8 protein-coding genes are annotated in these 12644 nt (G+C 54.4%); all 8 read right to left on the reverse strand.

Going from position 1 to position 12644, the window contains the following annotated elements:
• The coding region (locus QC823_RS08670) for a DUF4214 domain-containing protein (RefSeq protein ID WP_309655948.1) at positions 1–3880 on the reverse strand (3880 nt) is incomplete at its 3' end.
• Positions 3881–4607: 727 nt separating this feature from the next.
• Positions 4608–5633, reverse strand: coding sequence for a glycosyltransferase family 4 protein (locus QC823_RS08675; RefSeq protein ID WP_309655949.1), 1026 nt, complete (start codon positions 5631–5633; stop codon positions 4608–4610).
• A 3-nt stretch (positions 5634–5636) separates the two neighbouring features.
• Positions 5637–6290 (reverse strand): hypothetical protein, encoded by a 654-nt coding sequence (locus tag QC823_RS08680; protein WP_309655950.1) that lies wholly within the window; start codon positions 6288–6290, stop codon positions 5637–5639.
• Complete coding sequence (locus QC823_RS08685) at positions 6290–7489, reverse strand: ABC transporter ATP-binding protein (RefSeq protein WP_309655951.1); 1200 nt, start codon at positions 7487–7489, stop codon at positions 6290–6292. Before QC823_RS08685 ends, QC823_RS08680 begins: the two co-directional genes overlap by 1 nt.
• A gap of 40 nt (positions 7490–7529) precedes the next feature.
• The gene (locus tag QC823_RS08690) at positions 7530–8330 is read right to left on the reverse strand and encodes an ABC transporter permease (protein ID WP_309655952.1); all 801 of its coding nucleotides are present in this window, start codon (positions 8328–8330) and stop codon (positions 7530–7532) included.
• Entirely contained in the window at positions 8330–11206 is a 2877-nt protein-coding gene (locus tag QC823_RS08695) for a glycosyltransferase (protein WP_309655953.1), read from the reverse strand. The genes QC823_RS08690 and QC823_RS08695 overlap by 1 nt, the downstream gene beginning before the upstream one ends.
• Positions 11203–11358, reverse strand: a complete 156-nt coding sequence (locus QC823_RS08700) for a hypothetical protein (RefSeq protein WP_309655954.1) — start codon at positions 11356–11358, stop codon at positions 11203–11205. Before QC823_RS08700 ends, QC823_RS08695 begins: the two co-directional genes overlap by 4 nt.
• A gap of 85 nt (positions 11359–11443) precedes the next feature.
• Positions 11444–12607, reverse strand: a complete 1164-nt coding sequence (locus QC823_RS08705; protein ID WP_309655955.1) for a glycosyltransferase — start codon at positions 12605–12607, stop codon at positions 11444–11446.
• Positions 12608–12644: the final 37 nt, after the last annotated feature.

Below are 12644 nucleotides of genomic sequence, written 5' to 3' on the forward strand. Positions count from 1 at the left end.
TAGCACCTTCATTGTCGGTCACTGTTACGCTCAGGTTGAACGGGTCATTGGCGCCGTCTGCCACCAGATCGTCAGCATCCGCAACCGTGATCTCACCACTGCTGCTATCAATGCTGAAGGCAGCCGTATCGTCACCATCCACATCGACATTGCCGGAATCGATAGTGAAGCTCGTGATGCTACCGTCTGCATCGCTCGCGGTAATGGTGCCAACCGCGTCGCCATCAGCAGCGTCTTCGGCAACCTCGAACGTCTCGGCCGTAATGGTCGGGACCTGATTGGGCGGGTCGATCGGGTCGATCGGGTCGATCGGCGCTTCGTCAACCAGCTCTACACGAATAGCTTCTTCTGCCGCTTCCGCTGCCGCGGTAGCGTCTGCTGTACCTGTAACAGACTTACTTTCTACGTCAGCCAGCGTCGAGAACATGTCGCCGTACTCGATCGAGCCGCGCTCGTTCGCGTCAAAGGTGTAAGCACCGGCACCGTCGTTAGCGTCCGCGTCCCAGCCAATCGTCACGCTATAGACGTTTTCTTTCTGCGCGTCGATGAAGTCATCCACCAGCGGCTCGCCGTCAGCGTCTAGCTCGATCTGCTGATCGTGGGCCAGACGGAAAACGAAGGTAGAGCCCACCAGGTTTTCGCCAGAAGCGTTGGCTTCGTCAACCCATGCCTGGTTTTCACCCAGAGCACGCTCAACCATCGCGTTGGTGATGCCGTCGAACGAGGTCGGACGATCCGCTGCGTCTTCAGCGAAGTCGGTGAACAGCTCGCTCATACCGGTCATGACAACGGCGTTATGGTCGATGCTGTCTGCTGCCAAGTTGGCTGTCGCGCCGGCATTCAAGCCGTTGGTGAAGCTGTAGCCCACTTTCTGGTTGACACGCTCATCAGCTTCCACGGAAGTACCACGGCCAGCGGCGGTCGCATCCAGGTAAGCGGTGAAGTCCTGCTGGTCTGCTGCGGTGTTTACAGCACCGTTAGTACCGGTGTTGAAGTTCATGACAGTATCGTCGCCGAAGTTACCTTCGAATACGACGGTGTCAAAACCACCGGCTTCACGCGAGCTGAGGACGATCATGTCGTCGCCAGAGCCGCCTTCAATAACGTTGAACGTTGTCTCAGTAGTGTTGGCACCACCTTCGGTTTGCTGCTTGTTGTAACCCGGCAGGTTGTTGCTACCTGTGGAGTAGTCAAGCTCACCAAACAATGCGTCGTACACGTCAGCAGCGTTGCCAACACCGTTGTAGATGCCGGTACCGCTACCCTGGCTAATGCCTTCGGAATCCGGGTAGTACGTTTCCCACGCGGCTTCAAGCTCTTGCTCGCTTACGCCTGCACGATCGCCAAACAGGGTGGCTGCGTCGTCACCGAAATCCGTGGTGTTAACGTCAGTGTTTTCGTCGTACGTCGGGGCGATGAAATCGACGTTCAGCTGGCCTTCGCTAAGCGCACGATGAACCAGTGAATCCACCTGGATGCCTTCTTCACGCAGATCGCTGACGGCAAGCAGCTGGCTCAGCTGTTCGTCGTTGGCAATCGCCGCTTTGATGGCGTCGTTGATGTTGCGGCTAGTGGTTACATAGTCGCTGTAGTCGATATCAACCACGTCAGAGGTGATGCCCTGGAATTCAACCTGGAGCTTCGCCTTAAAGACGTTGAACTGCTGGTTGCCTTGGCCTAACGGGCCAGACGGAGAACCCGTGGTGTCGGCGTTGAAAATCCACTGCGCGGTGTTGGCAGCAGTCGAGTCGCTGACTTGAACAAAATCGTTGCCTGCACCGGCGTCGACGTTCGCCACTGACCCATCGTCACCGATCATCACAGAGTCGCTGCCCGCGCCTGTGTTCACCTGGACGTTTTGCAGGTCTTGGTGATCCAAGAAAGCAGAATAAGCAGTGGGTTCAACAATGTTAGTGTCGAGTTCAACAGTGTCGTCACCTGCACCTGTGTCGAGGCTCAGAGAGAAGTTGCTGGAACCCGCATCTACGACATCGTAAGCCACATTGATGGTGTCATTGCTGCCAGCGGTGTTGTAGACGTAAGCGGCTTCGCTCGTGGCGCTACCGGTAACGCTCAGGTTCTCGCCTTCAAACGCCGTGGCGTCGAATAGCTTGGCGTTGCCGATGCCATCTAGTGGGATAAGATTTTCGGAATCAATGTCGCTGGCACCCGTAAGACCACCAATGCTCAGATCACCTTGGTTTTCGCCAGAGGTTACAACAATCTGCTCAAAGGCACTGTAGGCAGTCGCTTCGCCTTCAGACAAGCCTGTCGCTGAGGTGACGTCATCCACCTTGCTATCGCGGTCAACCACCAGGTTCAGCTTCTGAATCGCCTGACCGGAGTTGGACATGCCACCGATGATGGCGTCGCCCGCTGTGGAACCACGACCGGCGTTATCGAGCACCAAGTTAGTTTCGATCAGCGGCGTGCTAGTCGCCGGATCGATTGGCTGGGCGTTACCCGCCACCAGGAACTCGTCATCAACGGATTCAATCGCGTTGTAGTTGAACGAGGTTTGAGAGAACTCATTACCGTCCGGATCAGTGACCAGGATTTCCTGAGCAGTGAACGGCAGGTTAACCACGTTGCCGCCAACCGTTACTTGGTTGTACGGGTTCGCTAGTTCAACGGTATAGTTACCTAAGCCCTGGTCGTCCAGTGCTGCTTCAACAGCCGCCTGCAAGCCTTGGTAGGTGCCGTCGGTAGACTGCACGCTTTCTAGCGTAAAGTCGTTGCCACCCACGGTGAAGCCGATGTCCAGCTCAACGTTAGAGAGCGGCGCTTCAGGCGTGGCGGTTGTCACGTCAGCTACGCGTACCAGCAGTTGAGAGTTAGACTGCGTGTCGCCTTCGCGTGTTAGCGAGTTGGTGTCGAATGCAGCGGTCAGGCTGGAATCGGTATCGACATCACGCATACCAAACGTCACGTCTTTGGTGACACTCAGCTTGCTGCCCAAACGCACGTCATCGATGAAGAGGTCAGCACTGCTGTTGTCAGACCAATACTGATCAACGGAGTCCATGCGACCCGCGTCAACACGCACGGTATCGCCAAACTCGCCACCGTTAAGGTCAAGCGCTTCGAAGTACACTTCTTCGACGTTCACGGTACGCGCGTTGACGGCAGCATCGGCGCCGGACTCTACTTCCTGATCTTCCATGACAGACGCTTCGATCTTGTCACGGCCTGCGCCGCCATCAACGTAATCGCCAGTCGCGAATGCGTTGGAGATGGCGCCGTCTTGGTTCTGACCAACCAGACCCAAGAAGGTGTCGTCGTTGTCGGTACCGGTCAGAACATCGCGACCTTCAGTGAGGTTGAAGGTTTCACCCGGAACGCCTGGCTCAGCCGGCTCTTGCGGTTGCGGAATACCAGCAACAACAGCTGCGATATCGAGCGTTTCGAGATCAGTATCTGCACCGATATCCGCTAAAAACTCTGCCGCGTAATCATCGGCTTGCGTGCCTGAATGCGCATCGCCTGCTGAAGCAGTATAGAGGTCAGCAGCCGCGACTTTAGTGGCCAGAGTAGTAGCATCTGGCTCTTCCGTATTGGTTGCGTTTTGAACGATGGTTAGCGCAATGCTAGCCAGACCCAGCTCACCGCTTTCCAGTTTCTCGACGTAAAACGCCAGGCCTTCTGCGTCAGCATCGCGATTGAACGCTTGCTGGTAGATGCCGTTAACTAGATCCTCATTGCTTAGATCCCCGAAACGCGCGGTGTACTCAGCTGAATTACCGAACGCGCTAACGACAGCTTCAGCGCCACTGGCTTCAATTTCTTCTGCCCAGAATTCCAGACCTTCCGCATCAGCGGGGCGGCCATAATAGGCTACGTATAATTGCTGAGCCAAATTCAAATTCTCTTGTGTTGCCATGGGACTATAGTCTCCTTGCTTAAAAAAGATACCACCTAAAAGGGGAGGTGGCTCTTATCCACCTTGAGCGCTCAAGGTATTCGTTGGGTTCCTCATCGCAATGCGGTTATCAGCGAATGGGCCGAGCCTTAAACTGATCAACCTACATTACCAACACCTAGTGGAACGTGCCTAATGTAATGTCACGCACAAAACTTAGTCAATGATTGTCACATCATTCACTGCGCGAGATCATTTACAGTTGTTTTAGACGCGCTCTCATTACCAAGGACGTTAAGCTCCAAAACGAGCAACCTTGAGGACCGCTTGCCAAACACGTTCTTCAAGAACGCCTCCTTGCGCAGGGTGTTGTTACCACGATAAGCCACCATCACTCGTTGCATGTGGTTCATAAATGAAACACGAAACCAGGTTTTCGAACACTGGTCACTAACTACTACTATAAGGTGAGGTACAGAGACGATGCAAGTGGCAGTTGCGCTTATTTATTTCTGCCTAGACTCGTTCATATCACCTCTCCCCTCGCACTCACTGTAATAGCATGCGCAGACAGGTCAAGCCTAGCTTGCTATGTCTTTATATATTTTTGATACCTTATTGATCTGCTTACGCATTTTGCTGCGCGTTTGCCGACGACAAAACATCAACTCTGAATCTTGGCCCTTTTTTGGGCTCTACTAGAAGTGGGCGATAGTGGGGAAAGATAAATATAGTGGGAAATATAAATCTAGGCATGCAACAGTTTTGTGACAACGTTGTGCCAGGAAATGCCCTCAGCGTGATAGACCTCCTTTGCCTGTTGACCAAGCCACTGTGTATGGGCGCGATTCGAATAGGCCTCATCTAACGCTTGCGCGAGTGCGAGAGGACTTGGTCCAACTACCCAGCCTGTTATCCCGTGCCGGACAAAGGCGGTAGGTCCTCCACTGTCAGTACAGGTAATCACTGGCTTAGCGGACAGCATCGCTTCAAGGGTGATATAACCGTAATCTTCATCAAAGGTCGGAAAAGCAATGGCCCGGGCATGGGCATAAAGGGTGCGCTTTTCTGTTTCACTTACACGACCAAGAAGACACACTCGGCTTCCTAGGTCGTGGTGCTCAATGAGTGCTTCCAGTGCCTCGCGCTGGCTACCTTCACCGCTTAATATAAGCCGTACCGGCTTGCGCGTGAGAGCCATGGCGTCGATCAATAAGGCTTGGCGTTTAAGTGGCTCCAAGCGGCTAGGGTAGTATATATACCCCCAATCATCAGCACAGGTGAAACGCTCTGCTTGATGCGGGGGGTGGTAAAGCGGTTCAGCTTCTAGGCCGTTATACTGCTTCAGCCGCTCGGCGACGCGCGGCGAGTTGGCAAAGAGCCCCCGGGCTTGGTGTAAATGGCGCTGATCAAATGCTTCAACTTGAGATTTGAGTGCCGTGAGTGCCGGGCTAGCCTGGGATGGATCGTAAAGCTCATAACACGCGCGATGCTGGTGCATTAGCCAGATGGTATGGTCTGGGTGGCACACGCCGTAAGCGGGAAATTGCAAACTGATGACACGATCAACGCGAGCGTCATTAGGATCGATCACGTTGAGCTGTTCGGCAAAGGCCATCTGGCGCTCTATGTGCTTCTCACCGTAGTGAAACGGTAAGCGTAGGCACTCAACCTCATGCCCGTAGCGGCGTAGCGCAGACACCAAGCCCTCTACGTGGTAATTAGCTCCGCCGTTAACAAAAGGGGTGTGGTTAGCCGTAACAAGCAGTCGCATGATTTAGGCGCCATCATTATTGGGAGCATTGAGCCGCAAATGCTCAAGTGCGTCGACCATATCGAGCAGGGTGCTAGTAACCAGATAAAGCTCATCAGGAAAGTGCCTCGCTCGCGCCAAGCTTTCGTAATGCTGACCCTGCTCGCGCCAACGTGGCGCCTGCCGCTCCCATAGCCAATTCAGGAAAGCTTGCCACAGTCGCGCTCCTGGTTGGCGCAGCTGCATAAACCTCTGCTGCCAGCGTTGCAATCGCAATAGAGAAAGCGGGATTGCAATGTGGCATTGTTGGCAGTAACGCTGTGCCTCCTCTGCTTGGGCTAGCGTAATTAATGCATGAAGGCGCCCTTGCAGACTTACGCACTTACGGTAGTAAGCACCTCCCTCCTCATCGTGTTCACGCCCAAGTAAATGCCAGTAGGCACGCTCAACGAAGGTATCGGCATCGCGATGGGCGCACAGAAGCTCAGCCAGTCGTGGTGCTCTAGGTTCAAACAGTGTGGGAGGTTGTGGCTCACACAGTGGTTTTAGGCGCTTACGCCACTGGACTGCCAGGTTTGCCATGACCGCCTGTACACTGCATTGAGCCTCCTCACTGGCAGCCTGTTCGCGCAATCGCTTGATCAGCGTATTAAGGGATTGCTCTTTTGCATCTTGCATTAGTCTACTCGGGTCAGAAAAGAGAATTCGCAGGACAGCCGGCAGATACCGGAAAACTTGCTTTCGCGATAACCGGCCACTTCAAAGGTAGCAAGGTGATCATGCCACCAGTAGCAGCGCGAGAGGTGGTGATCGCTAGGGTGGAGCGCTGCGGAAAGCGTGTACTTCCCCACGGCAATATCTGCTTTGACGCTAACATAAACATCGCGCACCTCCCCCGCCTGCATCGCTATTTTTTGTTGATGTTGATGCGTGTTTTGGCCGAACACATCTTGACCGAAACGGTCGCGGACAAGAATCCCCAAGGCGATGTCTTCAAGCGTGGCATTGGCTTTCAGGCGCAAATGGATATTTAGCACCTCACCGCTGGAAATCATATGGCTTTGGCTTTCTTGGCCCTCCACCTGGCAAGCGGTTACGACGACTTCCTGGGTGCCAAAGGCAACGTTTTCTTCACCCTGGCGTTGGGCCTCTTGGCTAGCCTGCTTCGCCATAATGCGGTTGTAGTGGTTCACCGCTGTGGCCGGGGTATCGTTAGCGACAATATGTCCGCCTTCCAACACGATGGCGCGGTCGCAAAGCACTTTGACAGCGTTTAAATCATGCGAGACAAATAATATCGTACCGCCCTGCGCTTTGAAGTCGCGGATACGCTGCATGCATTTTTGCTGAAAGTAGCCATCGCCAACCGAGAGCGCTTCATCAACCAATAGGCAAGCAGGGTCAGCATGAATGGCGATGGCAAAACCTAGGCGCATTACCATGCCGGAGGAGTACGTGCGAAGCGGCTCGTGGATATAATCGCCTAGCTCCGAAAAGGCGATTATTTCTTCGCGGCGCTGTTCGATCTCTACTCGGCTCATTCCTAGCATCAACGCATTGGCGGTGATGTTATCAGCGCCGCTCAGCTCTGTATTAAAGCCAGTTCCAAGTTCTAGCAGCCCGGTCACGCGGCCTTGAATATCGATCCGACCACTATCGGGCAACAAAACGCCGGTCATTAGCTTGAGTAGAGTGGACTTTCCCGCGCCATTCTGTCCTAGCACGCCTAGGATTTCACCGGGCTGTACTCCAAAGCTCACATCACACAGGGCCATATGCTGTGTATGGTGACTTTTACCGGTTAACGCCTCTTTCAAGCGATCACGAGGGCTAGCAAAGAGCTTAAAGGACTTATGTAGGTGTTCAACGGTAATCACGACAGTGCTCCCTGGTCAGTGAACGCGTTATAGCGCCATCTTATAGACTATCGCGCAAGTCGCGCTCGGTGCGATTGAGCAACCAAAGCGCGACATAAAGGAGCGTGAGCGTTACCCCTAATATAACGGCAAGCCCAGCTATATTAGGCATTTGCTGATAGAGAATCAGCGCACGATACGCGTCGACAAACTGGAAGAGGGGATTTAGGGCGATCACTTCACGCGCCCAAGGCGGAATAATGTCATCCACGTAGACAATCGGCGTAAGCCAGAACCACACAGGTAACAGCACAGCGACGGCTTCGCGAATATCCTTGATATAAACAGCCAAAACAGCCAGCAGTAGCCCAAGACCATAAGTAAAAGCGAGCTGTAGCGCTAGCACCAGCGGTACGCCGAGCCACAGCTCACTAATCGGAAAGCCAATGAGCAGCAGAAATACAGCGAAAAACGCCATGCCAATCAGGTACACAATGGCTTCCGACAACAAGGGGGCAAAAGGCAGCGCCCTGAGCGAAACATTGACCTTGGTAATCATTCCCGCGCGATCCATAAATATGTTGGTTATTGCACTGAGGCTTTTGGCGAATACTGTCCAGGCGAGAATGCCGCTGATGAGATAAATACTATAAGTATACTGATCCACTTCGGCGCCAAAACCTTCAAGGCGCGCCCCCATAATAGTGGAAAAAATCAGCACAAATACCAGAATATTGATCAAAGGCGAGAGTAGAGTCCAGGTACGCCCCAAAAGTGAGCTTTTGTGGCGGTCGATCAGCTCTTGTCGTGTGAGCAGCATCACCAGCGGTAGTTGGTGCTGTAAGCGGCGCAGCATCTGCATTACACGGGTTCCTTGGTGGTTGTGCTGGGCTGGTCGTTCAGAATAGTGGTAGCCCACTGCTCCGCACTCTGGTACCAGCTAAGAAATGGCATACCATTTGAGGAGACTGTGCGTCCTCCTTGCCAACGTTTTTCCCACTGTTTAAGTGCAGTGGCAAGCGCGTCGGGAGTATCCGCTTTGAAGTAGTCGGCATATTCGCCCGCCACTTCACGAAAGACGGGAATATCGCGGGCCAAAATGGCAATGCCGTGGTGGGCAGCCTCAATCAGCGGCAGGCCGAATCCCTCTCCATAAGAAGCCGCTACCAAAGCATTACTGCGCTGATAGAGGGTGTTTAGTAACGCATCGCTAGCGTTGGTAAACCAAAAGAGGCGCTTTTGACGCTCCGGGTGGCGCTTGAGCCTAGCGATGAGCGCTTCTACATCCCAGCCTTGCTTACCGACCACCACTAAATTAAACGACGCGCCGTCTGCCCAGCTCCGCTCCAGCGCGTCCAGCACTTGTTGGTGCCCTTTACGCGGTTCTATGGTGCCAACCATCAACAGCACCGGGCCATCGCGCTGCTCAAGCGGCGCGAGCTGTTGGCGTTCGGCTTTGGTTAGCAGCGGCGATGGAGTTTCTCGATGCTGAAAATCGGCGCCAAGGTGGAAGTGCTTCACCCAGGGGCGGTGCTGGCCTTCACGATGCGGAGCCGTTAGCTCGGTTTCTACCGTATGTGCGACATGTTGCGAAACGCACATGATGCCATCGGCAAGTTCGCTAATGGCACTGAACCATTCCCGCATGGTAGCGGGAATGTGTGCCGGGAAGCACTCAGGCAATGAGAGCGGCAGCAAGTCATGCACAGTGAAATAAAAGCGCACCCCGTTGGCGCGCATGCGCTGCATAACATGCCCGGCTTGTTTAAGTAGCGGCGGCGCCCACTCCAGTGAGGCGTAGTAGTCACCCGGGCGTGCTTCTACAGGGACATCGGGGCCGGGAGAAGCATCAAGGCCGAGCTGGTCGCAGGCAAACCCCCGGGCGAGATAAAAATCATCCCCACCCCAGCGGATTAGCTCTACGCGCCAGCCGTTGGGCGGGTGACGCAACAGGTGATCGGAGACTCGCCGCGTAACGCGCTCGATACCGGTTTTTAAATCTTCCCACGCGAGGGTACTGACATCTATCAACAGCCTCGGCAGCTCTTCAGTAGGCGTTGTCTCGGCTTCACTGAGTACGTATGTCAGGCGTTTGGCCTTATCCGGCGTGCGTGCTGCTTGGCGTAGCGCAGGGTTTGTCGCGAGTTGGTCTAAGTAGCGCTCGTAGCGGTAACGCGGCGAGCGACGTGGCGCATCAATAATGGCATCGCGATATTGCGCGGCAATACGCGCCGGAGCCAGCGTGCTGGCTACATGATCTCGCCCCGCACAGGCAAGCCGTTCGCGCCGGGCGGCATCGCGACTCAAAGCGATCAACGCTTGGCTCAGCGCCTCAATGAGCGCTGCGGGCTCACCATGATCGGGCAAAAGGTAGACACTATGCTCAGGAAGCTCGGCATTACTGCCGTGGGCATTAGCAATCACAGCAATACTGTGCGCCATAGCATCAAACACGGCGCCGGAGGTTTCGCCGCGCGATTGGGTGCGCAATTGCACAGCGATATCCGCAGCGTGCAGCCAAGCGGTGTAGGTATCGCGTGAGGCATAACCGGTGACCGTGACGCGCTGGCCCTTCGGGTGACGCTTAATAGTGTGCGTAAGCAACTGACCATACTCACCGCCATGCTGGGCACCCACAAGCACAAGTTGTGCATTTTCAGGCGCGGCGTTAAAGAAGGCCTCCACCAACACATGGGTGAGCTTTTTGGGGTTAATGCCACCAAAACTGGCGATTACTAAGGTATCTTTACTGATGTTGAGCGTTTGGCGCGCTCGGGCGCATTTAATGCACGTGGGGAGATTGCGTAGGTGAGGAATGTGATAGGTCGGCGACTGTTCGCCTTGCCCCCAGCGGCGCGCCAGTGTGCGAGCATGCTCAGAGTGATAAATAATACCGCCTGCGTATTGCGTTACCAAGCCGCTAACCGGGTACTGCTCGGCACCGCGACCGCCATCAATAGCACGTGCGTGGTCAACCAAAGCAGGATACCCGTGATCGGCATAGAGTCGCTCACGCACCGCATTGGTGCGTAACCCGCTCTCCTCTAACCACCAGATGGCATCGAAGAGGAAATAGTCGTGTAACACCACCGTGCCGGGATGGCGCCTAAGCAGACCGAACTGGTAAGCGTGGTAGAGAGAGTTACCCACCTGATAGAGGGTGTAGGCAAACTCCTCGGCGCGCCGACTGAAGGTTAGGGGATCAATGCACTCAAAGGTAGAAAGCTCAGGATCCACTTCCGGCTGGTCGACCACCAGAGTAATGGTAAAGTGCTCGGCAAGGTATGGGAGTAGCTCTGCACTGTAACTGGCGATGCCGGTTGCCTGTGGCGGCAGCGGGGAGATAAATGCCAGTGTAGGTAATGGACCGGTCTCGGCCTCTTCTGCGCTCTCGGGCTTAATTACCGCCGCACTGGCCACATCGATAATGCGGGCAGGCGCAAGCGCGTCGACCATATGCTTTTGCACCTGCCCAAGAAGCGCAGGATCAATGCTGTGCAGCATCTCGGCGCTATCAGGCAACAGTGCATGGCAGTGAGAAGGCGCTATACCGTACTGAAACAGTACGCGGTGCCAATTAATCAGTTGTATTTGATCGCAACCCAGCAGCAGTACATGGACGCTAGCACACTCAGCAACTGACGGCAGCTGAGCAACTAAAGCTTGCACGCCGCTTCCTGACGTCATCAACGCAGGTGATTGGTTGGCATCAACAATATATAGCGTGAGATTACTCATTGGATATCTTGCTTCCAACGCTGTTCAAGTCCTTCGGTGAGGCACTGCTGGCGCTCCCCGTACCCCTCAATAGGGTTGCTTGCCGCGAGACTGCCATACTTTCCCGCTTGAATGAGCCGGATGACGGCCCCTTTAATACGCGGAAATGGCATCAATACGCGCTGCCCTAGCCGCCTAAGCGCGGCGTAAGCAAGGAGGCTTTTTAAAATAGGGCGTAAACACCGCTTCAAAACGGACTTAAGCACGTGAGAACCCCGTTCGAAACAGCAGCATGTCAAGTTGTTGCCAAAATTGGTGATGGCTAAACGCCTCAGCATGGTGACGGCATGTACGGGGATTAAAGGTTAATGTTTCAAAGTGTGCCAACGCATGCAGAAGGCTTGCTGACGTCTGCTCGGCAAAATGCAAGCCAGTTGCACTGGCACCGTGTTCTTCGCCTTTCACCGTTTCCAATGCGCCGCCTTTGCCGTAGGCGATCACTGGTGTACCGCAAGCCTGGGCTTCCAACGGCAAAATACCAAAATCTTCATCGGCGGCGAACACAAACGCACTGGCGCGCTGCATAAGCGTTTGTAGCGCGCCTCCTTCAAGGTAACCCAAAAGTTCGATATGGTCGTGCCCTGCGGCGAGGCGGGCCAAGCGCTTGAATTCTGGGCCGTCACCCACAACTTTAAGCGGGCGCTTTCGCGGATCTTGTGTAAACGCTTGGACGATAATATCCAATCTTTTGTAGGGCACTAAACGAGAGGCGGCAAGGAAGTAGTCTTCTCGTGGTCCTTCATAGAGTGCAAACCCTTCGATATCCACTGGCGGATAGAGCACATCCGCTTCGCGGCGGTAGTATTTAGCGATACGCCGAGCAACGTTGTGGGAGTTAGCCAAAAAGTGATCTACCTGAGTGGCGGTGAAGCAGTCCCACTGGCGTAGACGCTTGAGCGTTTTGCGCACGTAACTTTCCATGCCGGGCAGGCGAAAGTTAGCCTCTTGTAGATAGGCTTCTTTCATATCCCATGCGTAGCGCATCGGCGTATGGCAGTAGCAGATATGTCTCTGGCCGGGGTGGGTAATCACCCCTTTAGCCACAGCGTGGCTTGAGGAGATCACCAGATCAAAGCCGCGTAGGTCGAATTGCTCGATAGCATACGGCATAAGTGGCAAATAGTGCCGATAAAAACGACGGGCCAATGGCAGACGCTGTAGCATGCTGGTGTGGATACGGTGCTTATTCAGCCACGGCGCTGAGCCTTCCTGCATGAAGTTGACCAACGTGAATATCTCCGCCTGCGGAAAAGCCACGGCTAGCCCATGCAATACCTTCTCTGCCCCACCATTGACCACCAGCCAATCATGCACAATCGCGACATGCTTATCACGAAAATGTTGTAAGGAGTCTGCTTGCATAATGGCCTGCTAATAATGTCGAGATAAACAAGGCGTA

It is taken from the genome of Vreelandella vilamensis, assembly GCF_031451755.1.
GTDB lineage: Bacteria > Pseudomonadota > Gammaproteobacteria > Pseudomonadales > Halomonadaceae > Vreelandella > Vreelandella vilamensis.

Coding starts and splice junctions, on each gene's coding strand:
- QC823_RS08675 (WP_309655949.1), bottom strand. CDS start 5,633: ATGCGACTGCTTGTTACGGCTAACCACACCCCTTTTGTTAACGGCGGA.
- QC823_RS08680 (WP_309655950.1), bottom strand. CDS start 6,290: ATGCAAGATGCAAAAGAGCAATCCCTTAATACGCTGATCAAGCGATTG.
- QC823_RS08690 (WP_309655952.1), bottom strand. CDS start 8,330: ATGCAGATGCTGCGCCGCTTACAGCACCAACTACCGCTGGTGATGCTG.
- QC823_RS08695 (WP_309655953.1), bottom strand. CDS start 11,206: ATGAGTAATCTCACGCTATATATTGTTGATGCCAACCAATCACCTGCG.
- QC823_RS08700 (WP_309655954.1), bottom strand. CDS start 11,358: ATGCCATTTCCGCGTATTAAAGGGGCCGTCATCCGGCTCATTCAAGCG.
- QC823_RS08705 (WP_309655955.1), bottom strand. CDS start 12,607: ATGCAAGCAGACTCCTTACAACATTTTCGTGATAAGCATGTCGCGATT.